The 19,898-nt window shown below is 45.0% G+C and carries 16 protein-coding genes and 1 pseudogene; 7 read left to right on the top strand and 10 right to left on the bottom strand.

The annotated features are described in order from the left end of the window. Positions 1-30: 30 nt before the first annotated feature. From ACO6VG_RS15635 to ACO6VG_RS15625, 3 genes are all read right to left on the bottom strand, one after another. Positions 31-441 (bottom strand): hypothetical protein, encoded by a 411-nt coding sequence (locus ACO6VG_RS15635; RefSeq protein WP_422133150.1) that lies wholly within the window; start codon positions 439-441, stop codon positions 31-33. Between the two features lie 149 nt (positions 442-590). Next, positions 591-986 (bottom strand): hypothetical protein, encoded by a 396-nt coding sequence (locus tag ACO6VG_RS15630; RefSeq protein WP_422410597.1) that lies wholly within the window; start codon positions 984-986, stop codon positions 591-593. Positions 987-1,195: 209 nt separating this feature from the next. Next, positions 1,196-1,624, bottom strand: coding sequence for a hypothetical protein (locus ACO6VG_RS15625; RefSeq protein ID WP_422410599.1), 429 nt, complete (start codon positions 1,622-1,624; stop codon positions 1,196-1,198). Positions 1,625-1,932: 308 nt separating this feature from the next. On the opposite strand from ACO6VG_RS15625, the pseudogene napA reads away from it, so the two are divergent. The 4 genes and pseudogenes from napA (at position 1,933) to ACO6VG_RS15605 (ending at position 7,905) form a co-directional block, all read left to right on the top strand. After that, positions 1,933-4,077, top strand: a pseudogene (gene napA / locus ACO6VG_RS15620) (nitrate reductase catalytic subunit NapA). 303 nt (positions 4,078-4,380) lie between these two features. After that, positions 4,381-5,271, top strand: a complete 891-nt coding sequence (locus ACO6VG_RS15615) for a hypothetical protein (protein ID WP_422133147.1) — start codon at positions 4,381-4,383, stop codon at positions 5,269-5,271. A 21-nt stretch (positions 5,272-5,292) separates the two neighbouring features. Then, positions 5,293-5,640, top strand: coding sequence for a NapC/NirT family cytochrome c (locus tag ACO6VG_RS15610; protein ID WP_422137087.1), 348 nt, complete (start codon positions 5,293-5,295; stop codon positions 5,638-5,640). Between the two features lie 267 nt (positions 5,641-5,907). Then, positions 5,908-7,905 carry a hypothetical protein gene (locus tag ACO6VG_RS15605; RefSeq protein ID WP_422474638.1) on the top strand — a complete coding sequence of 666 codons (1,998 nt, stop codon included), beginning with the start codon at positions 5,908-5,910 and terminating at the stop codon, positions 7,903-7,905. An 85-nt stretch (positions 7,906-7,990) separates the two neighbouring features. Here ACO6VG_RS15605 and ACO6VG_RS15600 read toward each other — a convergent pair whose 3' ends face one another. The 4 genes from ACO6VG_RS15600 to ACO6VG_RS15585 form a co-directional block, all read right to left on the bottom strand. Then, the gene (locus ACO6VG_RS15600; RefSeq protein WP_422137564.1) at positions 7,991-8,428 is read right to left on the bottom strand and encodes a rhodanese-like domain-containing protein; all 438 of its coding nucleotides are present in this window, start codon (positions 8,426-8,428) and stop codon (positions 7,991-7,993) included. 348 nt (positions 8,429-8,776) lie between these two features. Next, on the bottom strand, positions 8,777-9,523 hold the full coding sequence (locus ACO6VG_RS15595; RefSeq protein WP_422133144.1) for an RNA polymerase sigma factor FliA: 747 nt from the start codon (positions 9,521-9,523) through the stop codon (positions 8,777-8,779). Positions 9,524-9,525: 2 nt separating this feature from the next. Next, entirely contained in the window at positions 9,526-10,335 is an 810-nt protein-coding gene (locus ACO6VG_RS15590) for a MinD/ParA family ATP-binding protein (RefSeq protein WP_422133143.1), read from the bottom strand. Between the two features lie 714 nt (positions 10,336-11,049). After that, entirely contained in the window at positions 11,050-12,507 is a 1,458-nt protein-coding gene (locus ACO6VG_RS15585; RefSeq protein WP_422133141.1) for a sigma-54 dependent transcriptional regulator, read from the bottom strand. Positions 12,508-12,872: 365 nt separating this feature from the next. On the opposite strand from ACO6VG_RS15585, the gene ACO6VG_RS15580 reads away from it, so the two are divergent. Then, the gene (locus ACO6VG_RS15580) at positions 12,873-13,970 is read left to right on the top strand and encodes a helix-turn-helix domain-containing protein (RefSeq protein WP_422133140.1); all 1,098 of its coding nucleotides are present in this window, start codon (positions 12,873-12,875) and stop codon (positions 13,968-13,970) included. A 173-nt stretch (positions 13,971-14,143) separates the two neighbouring features. Here the strand turns inward: ACO6VG_RS15580 and ACO6VG_RS15575 are convergent, their stop codons facing one another. Together ACO6VG_RS15575 and ACO6VG_RS15570 are read right to left on the bottom strand one after the other, a co-directional pair. Continuing rightward, a complete protein-coding gene (locus ACO6VG_RS15575) occupies positions 14,144-15,346 on the bottom strand; it encodes an OprO/OprP family phosphate-selective porin (RefSeq protein ID WP_422133139.1) in 1,203 nt (400 codons plus the stop codon). A gap of 287 nt (positions 15,347-15,633) precedes the next feature. Further along, entirely contained in the window at positions 15,634-16,410 is a 777-nt protein-coding gene (locus ACO6VG_RS15570) for a hypothetical protein (protein WP_422474635.1), read from the bottom strand. 614 nt (positions 16,411-17,024) lie between these two features. On the opposite strand from ACO6VG_RS15570, the gene ACO6VG_RS15565 reads away from it, so the two are divergent. Then, positions 17,025-18,194: a hypothetical protein gene (locus ACO6VG_RS15565; RefSeq protein ID WP_422133137.1), complete on the top strand. Its 1,170-nt coding sequence runs from the start codon at positions 17,025-17,027 to the stop codon at positions 18,192-18,194. 158 nt (positions 18,195-18,352) lie between these two features. Beyond that, positions 18,353-19,492: a hypothetical protein gene (locus ACO6VG_RS15560; protein ID WP_422474633.1), complete on the top strand. Its 1,140-nt coding sequence runs from the start codon at positions 18,353-18,355 to the stop codon at positions 19,490-19,492. A gap of 37 nt (positions 19,493-19,529) precedes the next feature. Here the strand turns inward: ACO6VG_RS15560 and ACO6VG_RS15555 are convergent, their stop codons facing one another. After that, positions 19,530-19,838, bottom strand: coding sequence for a hypothetical protein (locus ACO6VG_RS15555; protein WP_422133135.1), 309 nt, complete (start codon positions 19,836-19,838; stop codon positions 19,530-19,532). Positions 19,839-19,898: the final 60 nt, after the last annotated feature.

Here is a 19,898-nt window from a genome sequence, read left to right as displayed (position 1 = left end):
GCTTATCAGATACCCTCTCATAGCCATTAATTATTCAAGATTCATGCATTTTTCAAAGGCTTCTCTAATCTCACCACCAACGCCCTGAAAGACATCGCCTAATGTTGAGTAAACTTTATACAGCAGCCAGTCTTTGCTAAGTATGCTGACACCAGCGAAATAATTTGTATCCTGAGCTTTACTCAGTCCACCAACACCCATGCAACAGTGATAACGCTTGCCAGTAGGACAATAGCCATTGACATCGAAAAGATTACATTGATTCCCGGTGGCAGCCGTTGGATCACTGTCGGGTGCAAAATACCAAGCGTACCATTTATCCTTATGAGGAGTGTATAGATAGTGACAATCACGTTCTTCCAGTTGTCGACCGACGGCATAACTGGTACTCATAAAACCAAGATAAACGACAACAAGCAGCAGTAGTTGATATTTCCTCATAGTGTTACCACCATTTCATGTACGTCAGCTCAAGCAGAGTATAGAACTCTGGAGAAGGTGGTTGCTGTAAACCCTTGATTAATCTTAAAACAGGCTAACAATAAAAACAGAGGCTACAACAATACATACCGGACAGCCTCTCAGGTCTATTATTGACTCATACATTTTTCGTAGGCTTTTCTAAGCTCGCCTTTGCTGACGCTCTGGAAGAGTTCAGCTTTGGTCAGGTAATCTTTATACACTAGCCATCTTCCGCTAAGAAGAATACTAACACCGCCGTAATAAGCTGTATCTGGCGTGTTATTGTCTCCGGCAATAATCAGGCAACAAGAATTATGCTTCCCAATAGGACAAGACACATCGTACGCTTGTAAAAGAGTGCATTGAGCCCCTGAGTCAGTATATGGATTTTCAGGAGTAAAACTCCAATATGTATCTGATGGAGTGTATAGAGACTGACAGTCACCATTGGTGATTTGTGAACCAGCATAGCTTACATTGATAAAGCCAATGCAAAACAAAAAAAGCAGCTCGTACTTCTTCATCGTTTCCACCATTTCCTTTTCTGCCGGGTACCAAGTATAGCCCTACCCGTTCAGCTGTCTCTCAGTCACAAATTCCGGAAGGCCACAAAACCTTCCAATCCCTTTATTCCTATGGAGTAAGGGATTGCTCAGTATGTCGATTTAGTGATTTTTCATACTCAAATAATGACTCATATACGACAATGTATGCGAATACCCTGCCAGAGAAATTATTCAGTTAAACATTTTTGATAGACTCTCTTGAGCTCACCACTATTAACGTCATGGAAGAGCTCAGCTTTGGTTGAATACTGTTTATAAACTAACCAGCCTGCTTTATAGGTATTCACACCACCGAGATAATCTGTATCTGAAGTTTTGTTCGCTCCAGCTATGGTGAGACAACACCGATAATGCTTACCAGCAGGACAGCCCTGGTCACCCCACGTATGCAGAAGAGTACATTGAGCCCCAAGAGCACTGCTTGGATCACTGGCGGAGGTAAAGTCCCAAAATGTACCCGAAGGAGTATATAGACTTACGCAATCACCTTCGTTTAATTGTGAGCCCGCATAACCAACATTAACAAAACCGAGACAAATCAAAAAAAACAGCTGACACTTACTCATCATTAGCACCACTTTGTCTGCTTCAGCCATCGCTAAGTATGGCCCTATCCTCCTGCCCTGTGGTCGGGTAGCACTGACATTGAGTACCCCTAAATAACCGCTTGCTGCTGAAAACAGAGGTTACAAAAATCCGTACCGCATTGCTAAGCCAACGCTTTATCAAGCCTTCGCAGAACCACTACCTCCTAAGGGGTATGCCAGATTTACGTCTTGCTTACACAACATCTAAAAGGGCTTTTTTGTACGTCCATCCTTATTAAAATACGCTTCCGTAAAGCTTGAAACTTCAACCCGGATTCCATGCCAGAAAAGTCGTACAACACTAGAGTCACAGCATCGTGAGTCAAAAATTAGATCTTGATCGCCGTGGATTCTTGACTGGAAAAACGGTTTCAGCACCCATTGAGCCGCCTGCCCGCCCCCCCTGCAGGTTCTGTGGTACTGGCTGCTCGGTACTGGTGGGCACACAGCATGGTCGTGTAGTAGCCACTCAGGCGGACCCTCAGGCACCTGTGAACAAAGGCCTGAACTGCATCAAAGGTTACTTCCTGTCGAAAATCATGTACGGCAAGGATCGTCTTGAAACACCGCTGCTGAGAATGAAAAACGGCAAATTCGACAAAAATGGTGACTTCACTCCGATCTCCTGGGATCAGGCGTTCGATATCATGGCGGAAAAATGGAAGGCGGCCATAGCCAAAACCCGTAATTCCGATGAGATGCCCCCCGTGGGCATGTTCGGCTCTGGTCAATGGACTGTCTGGGAAGGTTACGCAGCCTCCAAGCTAATGAAAGCCGGTTTCCGTTCCAACCACATCGATCCTAATGCACGACACTGCATGGCTTCTGCGGTGGTAGGCTTTATGCGTACCTTTGGTATTGATGAGCCCATGGGTTGTTATGACGACTTTGAACATGCCGATGCGTTTGTACTCTGGGGCTCCAACATGGCCGAGATGCACCCGGTACTCTGGTCAAGGCTGGTTGACCGTCGTCTATCCAACCCCCATGTCAAAGTAGCGGTAATGTCCACTTTTAAGCACCGCTCCTTTGAACTGGCCGACCAGCCCATCATCTTCAACCCTCAGTCTGACCTGGCTATTTGTAACTACATCGCCAACTACATCATCCAGAACGGCAAGGTCAACCAGGACTTTGTTAAGAAGCATACCGTTTTCCGCAAAGGTGTAACGGATATTGGCTATGGCCTGCGCCCGGATCACGAGCTGGAAAAGAAAGCCAAAAACCCGGGAAATGGCGGCACAACACCTCTCGACTTTGATGGCTTTGCAGAGTTTGTCAGCGAATACACGGCTGAAAAAGTCTCAAAACTGTCTGGCGTCTCCGAAACACAGCTGGAAGAGCTGGCGAAACTCTATGCTGACCCCGACACCAGGGTGATGTCCCTCTGGACCATGGGCGTAAACCAGCATACCCGTGGTGTCTGGATGAACAACATCATCTACAACCTGCACCTGCTGACCGGAAAGATTTCCCAGCCGGGTAACAGTCCATTCTCTCTGACCGGCCAGCCATCTGCCTGCGGTACCGCCAGAGAAGTCGGTACTTTTGCTCATCGTCTGCCTGCGGACATGGTCGTAGTTAACAAAGCCCATAGAGACTAAGCCGAGAAAATCTGGAAACTGCCTGAAGGCACCCTTCCTGCCAAACCGGGTTTCCACGCCGTATTGCAAAACCGGATGCTCAAAGACGGCAAACTCAATGCTTATTGGGTCATGTGCAACAACAACGCCCAGACAGCTCCGAACCTGAACCATGAAACACTGCCCGGCTACAGAAATCCTGACAATTTCATCGTGGTTTCTGACCCTTACCCAACCCTGACCGGACAAATTGCCGATCTGATTCTGCCAACCGCCATGTGGGTCGAGAAAGAAGGTGCTTACGGAAACGCAGAACGTCGTACCCAGTTCTGGTATCAGCAGGTAAAAGCTCCTGCCGAAGCCAAATCCGACCTGTGGCAGCTGATGGAATTCTCCAGGCGTTTCAAGGTTGAGGAAGTCTGGTCAGACGCCCTGTTGGCAAAGCACCCACAATATCGTGGCAAGACCCTGTTTGATGTTCTGTATGCCAACGGACAGGTTGACCGGTTCAAACTGGATGAGATTCCTGAAGACCGATTGAACGACGACGCCCGAGCTTTGGGTTTTTATGCCCAGAAGGGTCTGTTTGAAGAATACGCCACCTTCGGTCGTGGCAAAGCTCACGATCTGGCGGACTTTGAGCGTTATCACCAGGAGCGAGGCTTGCGCTGGCCTGTAGTGGATGATCAGGAAACCCTCTGGCGTTTCAAGGAAGGCTCTGACCCTTATGCCAAAGCGGGCAGTGACTTCGACTTCTATGGCAAGCCCGATGGCAAAGCCTGGATTTTTGCCCTGCCCTACGAACCACCCAATGACGCTTCGGACGAAGAGTTCGACCTTTGGTTGTCCACCGGTCGTGTTTTGAAACAACGCTGCTGAGAGTGAAAGACAGCATGTTCGACAAGAACAGTAAATTCGGCCAGAAGTCTGATGCCTTACCGCAGGTTTGAAAGCAAAATACTCATGGAGGAGAGTTATCCGGCTCTGAAAAGAAAATTAATGGAACTTATTTATAGTTGAACGATCAAACAAGTAATAAACTTAACTCTATTATCAGACTCGGAGGCACATGCAATTAACCTCTGGAATTTTGCAAGCTATGCTAGCTCACACTCCATCTGATGAAAGAGCAATCAGGAAATCCAGTTCTGCCAATATTCATTGACCAATGGAGGTGTAACCATGCACATCAGTAACACAATTAAGACCAACCCACCCAGCTCTCCTGCAGACTGGCAAACTGCAACAACTGAAACAGTCAAAGCCTTTGCCCGGGAAGTTGCTGCATATCCAGGAAAAACCTACCTGCCAGAATCTAAAAATGGATCCTTCAGTCATAATCCATTCTGGCAACATAAGGGTCAATTCAGGTTTACTCCTACTCTGAAAACACCATCCCATATTGGAGTGGTATATAGGGGCGATTCGAGGCCTCCGGAAACCATTTTCAAAACGGGATTTAATCGAAAATCAGATGATTCGGACTCTATTAACGATAATGATTTCCTTGAAGCTCTGCTCAGTACAAAATTAAGTGGCCATAAACTAGCGTATCAACCAATCTTTAGTAACTACCAATTGGTGAATGACTCAGCAAACAAGATCATCTGCACTAGCCGCAACATCGCAGTTGCAACCTGGTTCCCAATGTTTTTATCGCAGAATCAGCCTGACTCGCCTGTGCTTTACATTCCTGAGCCTGGAGAGGAAGACAGCACCTATGTTTATCAGTGTTATGTCAATACCGGTATCGACATGTGCAAAACAGCTGCAGATCTGAAGGGACCTGGGCTACGCACTACTTCTATCAAATCTGCTGAAGAAGTAATCACGACACGCATACCACCTGAACATGTAGTGAGTGCATGGCCGGTTAAACGAACGGTATTTAATGCTGGGCCTTATTATATATTTGGTTTAAAAACCAGAATTCAGGAAAAAATAGTAAACCCTGACATTGATCAATGTGTAAAAACATATACAGCAGCATTTCTGCCACCTTTGGATCCAGTAAATCGCACCCATTCAATTTCATTAAACGCAAGTGCAATATTTAAAATAGCTCCTGACTGACAGGATGATGAGCCGAAAGGCATTCAGGGGCAGGTCTTTCTTCTTGATTCGACCCAGGAAGAAAGGCCCATCCCGGTTTTCTTTTCGTCGGTAGCCAGAGGCATCCAAACAGGCAAGGTAGACACCCCGGTGAAGTTTGAAGCCCATCGAAAGGCAATGGCTGAGCGGGAATGGGCTCGCATGGAAGCCAATGATTCTCAGGAGTGCCGTAACTGCCATACCCAGGAATCTATGGAACTGTCTGAACAATCACTTTTGGCGGTTAAAAACCATACCGCTGCAGAGAAAAACGGTGAAACCTGCATTCAGTGTCACAAGGGTATTGCCCATAAGCTACCTGACATGACCGGTGTGCCAGGTTGGGAGTAGCTACCCACTGGTACTGCCCTCACACAGGCTTCGGAGTTCCGTCAGGGAAATACCGGAGCCTGTCCACATGAAAACAATGAGCAGGTAATCGTTTGATTATCGGTGCAGGCTGACAGTCTCTGTTTTTTTATGAACTGACGTTCAGGATCATTCATTAAAAAAGAATCAAACAAAGGAACTTTTCTGAAATCAGCCAGTCTATATCTTCATTAGTCAAAACTCTCTTGTTTGGCCTGACCCGACATACACATATTAAGGAGAATTACGATGTCACTCCCTGTTTCCGGTCACAGCACCTTAATCCACGGAAGATTTGGCTATGCACCAGAACAATCCACAAAATCAGACAAGAAAAAACAATGGGGTCGCCGGAAAGTAAGAAAAAACACCCTTCCCAAAGAAACCACAAAGAAACAAACGGCTGCAGTCCGTGGTAAACATTTTTCTGATATGTCGATAACAGAGCGCTTCGTTTTTGCTCTTGGTCTTTTTTCAGGCTTGCAGTCAGTGCATGCACTAAGCAATGGAAGAAGTAACGTTTGTAGCATGGCTTCCCTGGCAAAAGCTGAACTCAACACTTGCCCAAAAGCTGGCCTTCCAGACTGGGTCACAAAGTTAGAGAAAACAAGCCGAAAAGATGATACTCAGGCAGTGTGCCTGGCAGATAAGTGCTCAGCCCCCACAGAAATAATTCACAAAAAAAGAACAGCGCCTAAAAGAGAAGTTCAGTCTCAGTCCTGTCACCAACCAAGCCTGATGGAGCAGATCGGTCCTGAGAATAGAATGACCGGGGTTTATAAAAAATCAGATGAGACCGGCATAGTGCTTGGTATTCAGAACCCTGAATCGGTTCCTGTAATGAAAAAATATAAAGACCTTGTCCGTTTGGAGTCCAAGACATTACAGTTAAAAAAGATTCTGGAACAGACTAACAACTACATCCATATACACAACAATGATTTCGGAATGCTTGTTTTTGATGAGAAGCAACTCACTGTTCTTAAGAAATATGAGTACTTCCCTCTAAGCCCCTGTATGAAAAATCTGCTCGATGAACTCGATAGCTACGATACGGCATTAAAACAAATTTTCATGTATCAGAAAGAATCCGGAGATTACAAAGCCTATGCTAGAGAACTGGACCACTTAATAAAAGGACGCAATACTGTATTTGTGAGCTTGTTACAATCATTAAAAAGCAAACTTGATGATTTAGAAAGACAGACATCAACTGCATTAAAAGTTAATAGTGATCACAAAAAAGAGGATATCCTGCAGCACAGAAAATACATTAATTCCCAGATTAGAAAATCTGCAGCCATTCTTAGCCCTGTAGAAATAAAAAAAATGTTCCAACAATGCATAAAGGATCGTCAAGCATGCCTCAACGAGCACAAGCGGACTGAAGCCAGGGAGCTTGCTGAAAGAGTAAGAGCCAGGAGAGAAGCAAACAACAACAGCTTTACTATGAAGCTCTTTAATTTAGCGTCTGTAGCTTCCTATACATTTTACCTTCTGTGCATGTTAGGTTCTACACTTGCATTGGTGCCTTTACCGAAAAAAATAACCCGTTACTTCGCCTACAGAAAGAAAATAGACACTAGTCGTTTGTTAGAAAAAATAATCAGAACCGAGAAAAAGAAGATGCCAGTGGACATCAAAAAATCTATGGATAAGTGCGACAACGCTCAAGACTTAGCGTTTTCAACCAAAACCAACGTCAATTACCCCGACGACTGGAAGCAGCCGTATTTACCCTTCTATCATGACTTAACACAGATCAAGAAAAAAAAACGCCCTAAAAAAAGTCGAAGTATTGGGGCAATAGCCAGGAAACTCAAGGATATCATTATGCCGAAGGACCAGTTGCCTGCGAGGCCGTGGAAAGAGGATATACCGATAGACAACCAATACATCAGACCTATTTACAGAAGAGGCTTTACCCCGTCAAGTAAAGATACGGGTAAAAAAAACATTGTTGCCTATGCCTATTTTGACCCTTCATCAGATGCAATCAAAAGCACAATATCCGATAATGCCCTTAAAAAAATGCAAAGCATTCACGAAACAGGCCGGTATGCAGCCCATGAAGAAGGCGCTACAGGCTACAAATGCTTTAAATATAAGAGCGAGCCATTATGGGAGTTTAAAGTGGCTGGAGATGAACGGGTTTACGGCTTAACGATTCAGGCAAATGAAGAAGGGAGACATGCGGGTGTCGCTCCACTGGTTATATTCGACACAATATTGAATAAAAAATTATAGGCATCAACTGGCTCTTGTATACCATGGGTTTCTGCAAGTTATAAAAAAAACGCCACATGACGCCTTTTTTATAACTTGAAATAACTTATTTCATCAACATGGACGAGAATGTCTGCGAATCACTCATATCATCTATCTTTTGCTTTCCTGGCTTCCAACTGATGACTTCTTCTGTTTCCAATTCTGAATAAAGTGTTACCGGATAATCAAATGCCAACCAGGAAAAGTAGCCGTCCCTGAAAAAGAACACTCTCTCGTAACCCCAGAGTGCGGCAAGGTAACTCGCTATCGCTCCCCTCATGTGATACGTGCTGTTTCCGTAGATGACAATAGGCGTCTTTTTATCCAAAGTGCCAGGCTTGAACAGCTGTCTGAAGCCCGCCCTTAAATCCAGACTTTGAGACCGGTCAATATGCCCCCATTCCCACTGCTGATATGGTCTCACATCTATAAATAAAGCCCCCAACTCATGAAGGCGCTTGGCCTGATGAGTGTTAATGGTAACAACGTTCTTGATATTCACTGGCGCTTCCTGTGCAGACAGGAAGCAGGAGGTAAGGGCCAGAAAGCACCCTGCGAGATAAGAATTCCATTTCATATTAATACAGGTCCGTTATAAGACTACTTAATAAAAACTACTTTATAAAAAAGTATATGGAGTAAGGACCTGCGTACTTGGAATAATAGGAAGCTAAAAGCTTGCTGCTCACTGCCAGAGAGCATATAGAGTGAAAAAATACCGTTTACTCTACAAATCATTCATTCCAGCCACAGGGTTTGGAGAAGCAATGACCCTGGATAGAAACAAAAAATGCTTGCTTTAGAGCTTGGGGACCCTATACCCACGAGTCCCCCCGGGTACACTGGTGGTTTAACCTAACCAGTTATGGAGCTTGGCTCTTAATCTGACGGCTGCCTGAGAGTGAATCTGGCTGACCCTGGACTCACTGACGCCCAGAACCTTACCAATTTCCTTGAGATTCATCTCCTCATCGTAATAAAGCATCAGGACCAGCTTTTCCCGCTCAGGTAACTTCTCTAAAGCTTCTACCAGGGCATACTTGAACTTCTCTTCCTGAATATCGGCTGATGGACCTCTATCTCCAGAGCGAGCCTGCATTCTGGACTCTTCGCTGTCGAACAGTTCTTCAAAACTGAACAGTCGGCAACCACGAAGGTCACTGAGAATGGTGTAGAACTCATCCAGATTGACTTCCAGCTCCTTAGCCACTTCGAAGTCTCTGGCATCTCTTCCAAGGCGGGCTTCAACCTTCTGAATCGCCTCAGTCACTCTGCGACTGTTTCTGTAAACGGATCTTGGCCCCCAGTCACCTTTCCGGATTTCATCCAGCATGGCACCACGGATACGAATGCCCGCAAATGTTTCGAAACTGGCACCTTTACTGGCATCGTACTTTGAGGCCGCTTCCAGCAGACCGATCATACCTGATTGAACCAGGTCATCGATCTGAACGCTGGCCGGCATCCTCGCGGCCAGATGATTCGCAATTCTTTTTACCAGAGCCTTATGAGTTTCAACCATTTCGGTCTGAATCAGTTTCTGACTCTTTTCCTGATTGGCTTGAGTTGCCTGCACTCCCTGTGCTGTAGCATCCATGCTTATACCCTCTCTTTTATTCTTGTTGGCAAGAAGAATTCGATACGACCTCTTGGCGGTGTTACTGGTATCGCCATCATCTGATGTGCAATACGCAAAATGGCTTTCGAAGCCCGGCAATCCGGATTTACCTGCAGAAGTGCCTGCTGACGGGTGAGTGATTCTGCGACAGCCTTGTCGAATGGAATCGCCCCCAGATAACGGAGAATAATTTCTACTTCATCATTCAGATAGGATTGCAACCTTTCAAACTGGTTCGATCCATACCGACGGTTATTAACGGCGTTGACAATCACTCCAAAACGACGGACACCGTATATTCGGTAAAGCACACGGATCATTCTCACAGCATCGAGCAGTGACACAACTTCCTGATTGATGACGATGAGAATTTCTCCCGCAGCCTGAATAAGAGCTACATTGTCCGGAGCTAATCCAGGTGCGGTATCAATGACCAGGGTATCAAGAGTTGGAGCCAGTGACTCCAGACTTTCTATCATTCGGACAGCATGACCGGTTTCTACGGTCTCCCTCCAGATAGGTTCCCCTTTTGGCGACAGCACCTTCAGACCCGAGGGCCCATCCTGAATAAAACTGGAAAAAGAGTCGTTGGCATCGAAGTGGGCCACATCCAGCTTCTTCTCGAGCCCAAGGCTTATTCCAACATCGGGGACAGCCAGGTTTCCATCCATTAAAACCACACGTCTTCCGTTGTTTGTGAGAGCCAGTGCGAGATTGACTGCAACTAATGTTTTACCTACTCCACCCTTACACCCCGCAACTGCAATAATCTGTTTTGTTGATGAGTTCATGGCTTTCAGCTTCTTTTCAGTGATTACTGCATAAAATCTGGAATCAAAAACGTTTTTTCTTTTTTTACTGCCTGTACTTTATTAATAACAAGAGCCGTGCCAATTTTTTAAAACGCCTGTTTTTCACTCATGGTCACATAGCTGACGTGACATCATTTTGACCAGCCCCAGCCTAAAGAACATAACCTGCTGTTTTTATTGAGATTTATTTTTACCGGTCGAATTTCCGTCATGTTACTTTTTTGACAGAGTCAAAATCGATCTCAAAAGAAGACATCAAACGTCGTTTCATTGAAAAATAAAAAGAAAGTTATTTGACAGTGTCATTTTATAGTGACGAATTACTGTCGCATAATATTTTCCAGAGGGATAAAAAGTGTTACTTAATTGACAAAATAAATTCCGAAACTGAGAGATTTAAAAAACGACAAAATAAAGTTAATTTCCAATGATGGATAAAAACACTTTATCCAGAGATAAAAAACGTCAAAAATTTTATCTTCCTACTTGTTTGATAATTGATAAAACCGACTTACTTTTAGATAAAAAAGACAGCTACCAGGTAAAAATTTTCGGGATTCTAAAAATACAAAAACGGCCTCGTCTACTTTTTTCAAAAGCAGACGAGGCCGTCATAAAATCGAACCTGGTAAGTTAAGACAAAAAAAATGGCTATCAGCTCACGCTGATAGCCATTTTTTTGAACCGATCTGATTAACGCATGGTCTCTTCATAACGATGAAGGCCATACTTTCTCATTTTCTCAACCAGTGTCGTCCGGCGAATCTGAAGTTTGTCAGCCGCTCTGGCCACAACGCTGTTGCAGTCACTCAGAGCTTGCTGGATCAGGCTTTTTTCCAGCCGTGTCAAAAATTCCTTCAGATTCAGGCCGCCCACAGGAAGAATCGCCAAATCATCGACTTTTCCGGTTCCTGCAGGTTGAATACTATCCGGGAACAGCTCGGCAACACCGTCATCATCAGTAATAGCTTCCATATGACGGAAATTCTGTGGCAGATCCTGAACACCTACGACACCGTAGGGATACATAATCGCCAGTCTTTCCAGCAAATTGGACATTTCCCTGACATTACCCGGCCAGTCATGACGGCATAGCGACATAATCGCAGCAGAACTCAGACGAATGGAGCCGCGACTCTGTTTTTCCATTGCACTGACCAGCTCGTTGAGAATCAGCGGAATATCTTCCGGACGATCCCTGAGAGCAGGCATTTCAATGGGGAATACATTCAGCCGGTAGTACAAGTCTTCCCTGAACTCACCGGACTCAATCATTTCAGAAAGGTTTTTATGAGTAGCCGCTATGATTCTGACATCCACAGGAATCTGTTCGGAACCCCCCACTCTTTCAATGGTGCGCTCCTGCAAAACCCTAAGCAACTTAACCTGCATGTGCAGCGGCATATCACCAATTTCATCAAGAAACAGAGTGCCACCCTGCGCCAGCTCAAACCGCCCTTTTCTTGAGCTGACCGCACCGGTAAAAGAACCCTTCTCATGCCCAAAAAGCTCACTTTCCAGCAATTCATTAGGAATAGCGCCACAGTTTACCGGCACAAAAGGCATATCCCGACGGTGGGAGTGATCGTGCAGATTCCTGGCCACCAGCTCCTTGCCTGTTCCTGACTCACCGGTCACCATAACATTGACGTCACGGTCAGCCACCTGTGCCATGGAAGCGCGAACTTTGCGAACTTTGTCACTTTTACCCACCAGCCCACGGAACAGCTCTACTTGCTGATTCATACCTGTCTGGTGAAGTTGACGCCATTGTTCGCGATACACCTGACCATAATGCAGGCAAGAGAGCAACTGTGAACGATTGCAAGGCCAGTCGATACGGGCAATGACCTGCCTGCGGAGTGAAGATTGGAGGTTTTCCGGAAGGGGTTCGGCTATGCGAATGACGGGAACCCCGCCACTCCAGTTCTGTATACGGGCGATCATGCCCTGCATTGAGCTTTCTGCCTGGAGAAAATCGCCAAGAAAAAGCGCACAGAATCCTTCTTTGTTGGACTCGCTGATAGCATCTTCCCAGTAGGCGGAACTGACGGCCCTAGTACGATACCCCATAAATTCGATAACGGTACTTAGATCATGTCGCCGCTGTTGAGCGTCTTCTATGATCAATACCTGATCTGCTGCATCCATTGTAACGACTTTCCTTGTCATCAACGCAATGTAACAAACAGCTCTGAATAATATGAATTGCAATAAGCAAACTCTTATTCATTCATTTAAGGTCTAAAATTCTATTTCGTCAAATTTCTCGGCCACTTTAATTCATTTTTTGACTTTTTTATAAAAAATGACGTGAAATAGCCCTGTTCATCGATCATTTGCTGGAATAAACGGAGCGTTCTCTCCGTAAAACAGATAGTCTCATTCTCCACTGATCGAGTTGGTATTAATGAGCTTTCAGAAGAAAATAATGAAATCATGGTTTACCTGTTACAAGAAGCTGCATAAACGGTAACATAACCACTGTCGGGTATGGGCAGCCATCAGGAATTTGAATGCTGATTATCGAAACGCTTGGAGATATTGCCGCCATGCGGGAAAGTGTGGACGTGGAGTGTAAACTGGCACAGGGGCGGGATGGCAAAGGTGCTATCCCGAAAGACATGTGGGAAACCTACAGTGCTTTTGCCAATACCCAGGGCGGCGATATTTTTCTGGGCCTTGAAGAAAAATCGGGTCACCGATTTGTTCTGGAAGGTATTACCGACACCCCGAAAGTTCTGAAAGAGTTTTGGGATACCCTGAACAATCCACAGAAAGTCAGCACTTGTATTATTCGAGATCGTTGGGTCAAGGTTCTGGAGATTGAGGGGAAATCTCTCATCCAAATTCATGTCCCTCCCGCCAATCGTAAGCAAAAGCCAGTCTACATCAAAGGTAACCCCATGATCGGCACCTATCGTCGCTTTAACAGTGGTGATATGCAGGTGAGTGAAGAGATGGTTCGCCGGATGATGGCTGAGCAGGTTGAGGAGAGCCGGGATGCCGAAACCCTGGGGGAAGTAGTTTTTGATAAATTAGGCAAGCAAGAGCAGCTTATCCTGATTACTGCTCATATTGAAAAGACAGTGGATCATGCCAGAATGATGTCTATTCTGGATATTCACCCTCGAGACCTCTCGGCCCTGCTTGCCTCTCTTGTTGACAAAAAGCTTCTATATCAAGATGGTAGTGGTCGTGGAACAATTTATTTCACCGCCCAGGCTATGGCAGAAGATACGATGCTAGAACGGATTTTCGAAGGTATGGAGATGGAAAGATCCTGGTCTGAAGGCGAAAGGTCCGGAGCTTGGCCCGAAAGGTCCGGACCTTTAGAGAACCAGCTTTCGACTCTGGCAGAGCCTGTCGCTACAAAAAAGCGAGCCCCCAGCGAAGAGGTGCGCCAAGCCATCCTTAACTTGTGTGCGCTGCGAACATTACAACTGGAAGAACTGGAAAAACTGCTGAATCGAAGTGGAGAATCTCTGCGCAAAAAATACCTGCAACCATTGATCAAAGAGCACAAACTCAGGCTGATGTACCCCACCAGGCTCAACCACCCTCAACAGGCGTATATTACCGTTGGGTCAGTGATCGATAAGGAGTACAAATGATCACAGAAGATCAATTGGAACAGCTCTGTCCGGGCTGGTTCCAGAATCTCAATTATGACCATATATGCGGATAAGATATCCCCCCGGAGAACCGGCTGCAGAACATTTTGGCTTAGCCAAAAAGGCCCCGCAAAAGCAGGGCCAGGCTCACACACTAAGGAACTGAATGGGTATCAGAACACGTATTGCAGGCGGGATACGATAGCGCTTCCCTTATCATTTTCTATGTTTTCGTTGGTTTTGCCTTGAACATAGTTCAGGCTGGCGCGGATATTCCTGGTCGCAAAGTAGTTTACGCCCAGAGTAGTGGTTTTCAGTTCAAGATCATCACTCGCACTATCCTGGTCGATAGTCGCCTGAGTATAACGTGCGAACACTTCCCACTGACCACCGGTTGGCTTACCAAAAGCACCTTCTTTATAAGAACGCTTGCCACCGTCCAGCAGGTAAGAAACCTGTCCGTAGTAGCCTGAGACTTTTGCGTCGCTGTTAGCGTCTTTAGACTTCAAGTCTCTAACCGCATACTCACCCTGAAGCTGGAATGATTGGAACTGACCCGCCAACTCCAAAACATATTCAGAATCTTTATCAACGTTTGTGACTGTTACAGCACGGTCTGCACCTTTTTTAACGCCTAAGGAGGACTCTAAATCAACATTAGAACCACCATCCGGATTCTTGTTGTAATAGTTCAGACCCAGATGAAGCAGCATGTCATCATTCATGATGGGAGCATAGGTAGCACGCACGATATAGCTGGCAGTCCGTTCTACTTCCGGCTTATCTTCTTCAGCCTGTCCATCATGGTGAATGCCAAACACTGCGGTATAGTTATCACCACCGGTCGCTACCTGAATACCGTAGTCATTACCTTCATCGCCCTGCAGTAAGTCGTAGATCATTGGACGCTCGATCGCCATGATCCAGGAAGAACTCACGGTATTTTCCAGTCCATAATCACGACCCCAGCGACCCAGAGTCACTTCTACAGGTTTGAAGCCAACATAAGTGATCTTGGCATCATCCAGTTCGATTGAGTCGTCGCTTTTGGTTTTCAGCTTGAGCTTGTATTTCCAGTCGGTGTAAGCCTTACCACTGAAACCAATCTCGGCACGGCGAATATAGCCTTTACGGGCTTCAGCGTCATTACCAGTGTCTGCGACATAGAGATCATCAAGGCTTGCGTAGTCCCACTGCAGCTTGCCGCTTACCTTAAAGGAAAAGGCGCCGTCATCTGTTTTCAGCTGAAGACCACCGTTCTTGGTGCTGACGATAATATCTTCGCCTTCCGTCTTAACAACACCAGCGTGGGCAGAAGACAGGGTCAGACCTGCAGCAACAGCGGCTACTGCCAAAGAAACAGGTTTAAGTTTCATTCAAAACTCCATTTATATCGTGCTTTTGTATTTATTACTTGGCTCTAAAGAGCGATGTGTTGGCATTTTTTGTTATTCGCAGCCTGATAAGCCCTACCGCCTCCCCAGATTCCGGAGCACGGCTGCAAGACTCTCATGGCTGTTTTTTTGTTAACTGCGGGTGAGTATATTGGGCTGGAAATATTTCTTGGAGGTGACAGCAAAAAGAAGGTTTTATGACAGTACTGCTCACCTCCCATAAAACGCAGGCATCACTATTCAAGAGCCTGGGACTATTCCTAAGCATGTCAGAATGCTCTTGCAGCAATAAGATACATTGAGACCAAAAAGGCAAATCCCGGCAGGTGATAGAGGGAGTTTGCTTCACTGATAAGGCGTTGCCTGAAGTTACCTGCATTGCCTACATTAACTGTCAGGGTCGATTTCCATGGCCTGACGCTGCCATACTCGGCTAATGCCTCAAACTGATAAACGTCACCATTTTGGTATTCGGGTTTGAGAATAACCAGGCGCTCGCCTGCATACTGACATAACCAGCTATCAACTATGGTTCCTTTATCGTTCAGCAGGCGGACCTTGCTGTTGGGCGCTTCACAAAGTGCCACCAGCGGGTGATTTGCTGCATCTGAAATATGTTCGGTTTGAGTCTGGTTGTAGCCGATCAGCCACACTAACTCAATGGATCGTGCCGGTGGATGATGATATCCGGCTGAAGTGGACTCAGCAGCCCCGGCAGTGGTCGCTTGAGTCACTGTTGTGGTATCAGCGACAGTGTCATCATAGGTCTCGGAAATAGTGGTAGGAACAGGAGTCGTCAACGGAGCAAGAGTCGTCACGCGACCAGGATCAGCAACAGGATCAGCAACAGGATCAGCAACAGGATCAGCAACAGGATTGGTTGCAGGACAAATATTTGACTTGGGATCATAGGGTCCACCGCAGTTGGGATCAGGATCAGCAAATGATTTACAGACATGAATCCTGATGCGCATATTATGTCTAAGACAGTTTCCACCTTCACGGCTATTGATTGAAGACTCAAGACCATTGGATGTGGATATCAAATAGTAATCTTTGCCCCCTTCAAATACCCCTGTAGAATCGAAATATTTTTCAAGAAAAAGCAGTGTCAAATAAGTCAAAGAATGAGGTTTATTACATAAAAAAAGCTCTGCCTTAGGATCATACTTTTTATCAACCCGACAGTTATCGTAGCTCGTTTTGTTCTCTACCAACCATATATTTTCGAACAGATTAGAGCTTTGTCGACTTTTAATACTTTTCCTTACAGCAATGTAAGAGTTTGGGCAAATAAACCTTATCTTTGAGTTTAAAGATACGTATAGAGTCGTATTCACCTCGTGCGAAAATAAATCCTTATAAAAAAAAATGCTTTCGTATTCATCTATCGCATAACACACCGGCAACAGGTTAAATAACAGTACGAACCCAAATAAAACAAGCTTCATGTTTTTTCCTCAATAAAGCTCAAGGACAAAAATAGCAGAAATTCTTGCATACCCATGTCTTTTATCTTTTCGCTAAACGTTTACGAGTTCACCGAGTCTTTGATGCCCTGAAGAGCCTGCTCTTACGGAGGTTTGGTTATTTATCATGGCGTACAAGCCAATGTAGTGCTATAGAGTCCGGTGTTTTCAAAAAAGGTCAGGTGCCTGTTATGATCCGTCAGTATTTCCGCATTTCATGGAGGAATTGCATTGCAGCAAATTTGTTTGGAGTCGCCTTACTGCTACTTCTGTTTAAGGCTCAGGCGACTGATCACTACCCTTCAATATTTTGGATGGCCAGTGATTTTTCAAAGAATGAGAATAAAACTCTATTCGTAATACCTGAAGCAATAGTCTATTTTATTTGTGACAATACTCATATCTTTCTGAAGCCAGCAGTGCATCCTAAAAGCAAAAACGAACTGTATGATAACCTGTGGCTAGTTGATAAAGCCGACTATGAGCAATGCAAAGTGAATGTCAGCAAGCCCACAAGCAGGCGTTTGGAGCTGTGTCGAAAACCTTTTGAATTAAATACATACAGAGTAATTTTTAGAGAATACGGTGCTGGCAATCTCCCAGTCTATTTACCGGGTCAATTCTACTATTATATATCCACAGCAAATGGGGCTGAATCTTCACTCGGTGACCTTGAAGGCGGTCACTGCAGATCTCATAACATGCGCCTTGCCGTATATGTCTGTGAAACCCATGATGACCCCAAATGCACTGATAAAAAAACTGAAACAACGACTCATCCTGTAATAACCACTTACCCTTATTCTGAGACAAGCAATTACACTGAAACAACAAACTACACTGAAACAACAAACCACACTGAGACAGCGAATGTCACTCAGACAGGAAACTATTCTGAAGCAACGACTTACCCCGTGACAACAACTTACCCAACAACCATTCCAACGACGTACAGTCATTCAATTAAACAACCTTTCGAAATCATTTGGAGTGTTCGCTATAACGAGAATCAGAATCTGTATATTCACAGCACATCAGAGTTTCCAATCGTTGCACTGTGCGAAACTAACAGTGTCATTTACCGGTTGGGCGATGAAGGCGAATACATCAAGAGCTGGCCATGTCAGAATGGGGACCAGCATTTAGTTATTTTACAACCAGAATATAATAATGGTGACGTTTATATCTTTGAAGCCCTACCCGAACAACGGAGCTTGCAGGTACGGAAATCATCCCTGACCGTGAATATAGGAAGTGCAGATAACGTCAAATATCTTGCAAGTGAAGCAACCCCGTCTCCCGGTAAGCCAGCATTTGCTTTTCTGATTTCATTGTATGTTTTAACGGCAAGCGCATGGTAAAACACCATGCACTTGCAGGATACTGAGTCCACATCCTTCGACTCCGCTCAGGATGAACAAGAATCCTGATTCGCATATTATGGGTAAGACGGTCATGGCGCACAAGCCAATGTAGTGCTATACAGTGCGGTGTTTTCAAAAAAGGTCAGGTACCTGTTATGATCCGTCAGTATTTCCACATTTCATGGAGCAATTGCATTGTAGTGAACTTGTTTGGACTCGCCTTGCTGCTACTTCTGTTTAAAGCTCAAGCATCTACTTTCAACCCTTCAATATTTTGGATGGCCAGTAGTTTCTCAAAGAATGAGAATAAAACCCTATTCGTAAGATCTGAATCAATAGTCTATTTTATTTGTGACAATACTCATCTCTTTCTGAAGCGGACAACGGGTTTTAAAACAGATAACGACCTATATGATAACCTGTGGCTAGTTGATAAAGCCGATTATGAGCAATGTAAAGTGGATGCCAGCAAGCCCACAAGCTGGCCCTTGAAGACATGTCGAAAACCCCTTCATTTCAGTTCACACAGGGAAGTTTTCAGGGAATACGGTACCGGTAAACCTGTCTATTTACCAGGTCATATCTACTATTATATATCCACAGCAAATGGGTCTGAATCTTCACTCAATAGCCTTGAAGGCGGTCATTGCAGATCTCATAACATGCGCCTTGCTGTGTATATCTGCAAAACCTATGGCCCCGAATGCATTAACGAAAAAACTGAAACAACCACTCATCCTGTAATAACCACTTACCCTGAACCAACGACTTATTCTGAGACAAGCAATTACACTGAAACAACAAACCACACTGAGACAGGGAACTATTCTGAAGCAACGACTTACCCCGTGGTAAAAACTTATCCAACAACCGTTCCAACGACGCATAGCCATTCAATTAAACAACCTTTTGAACTCGTTTGGAATGTTCGCTATAACGAGAGTCAGAATCTCTATATTTACAAGGAATCAGATTTTCCAATCGTTGCATTTTGCGAAGCCAACAGTGTCATTACCCGATTGGGTGACGAAGGTGAAGTCGTCAATAGCTGGCCATGTCAGAGTGGAGTTCATCATTTAGTTATTTTAAAACCAAAATATAATAACGGTGATGTTTATGTCTTTGAAGCATTTCCTGAGCAAGGAAGCGTGCAGGTATTGAAATCGATCCTGACCGTGAATATAGCAAGTGAGGGTAACCTTGAGTATCTTGTAAGTGACGCCATACCCTCTACTGGCAAGCCAGCATTCGCTTTTCTGATTTCAGTTTATCTTTTGACTGCAAGCGCATGGTGAAAACTATGCCCTTGCAGAATATTGACTGCAGAAGGTATTAATAGTCCTGCTCTGCGACGCTTTGATCATGATCAGAATCATCACTGTATTCGTCATCATCGTACTTGTCTTCATCGTACCTTTCTTCATCGAACCTTTCTTCATCAGCCTCATCCTCACCTTCTGAGTCAAAGTACGGGTCCGGATACTGAGTCGTTTCATTGTGATACAGATCTTCTGCGTCATAGCCGTGCTGCCCGGAGTCAGTATCATTTTGCTCTTCAAAAAGATCCATCTCATTGGCAACGGTAAAACCAAGCCCCAAAGCAGCCAGGATCAGAATAGCCCCCTTCAAAAGCTTTTTCATGGGTGTGGCCTCCCTGCCAAACTGTGTTTAACGACTTTCTCTGAAGGTTAACGACTTTTT

It is taken from the genome of Endozoicomonas sp. ALB032, from assembly GCF_049310125.1.
Lineage (GTDB): Bacteria > Pseudomonadota > Gammaproteobacteria > Pseudomonadales > Endozoicomonadaceae > Endozoicomonas_A.
Note: the sequence above shows the minus strand (reverse complement) of the source record. Positions and strands in the feature narration are given on the sequence as shown.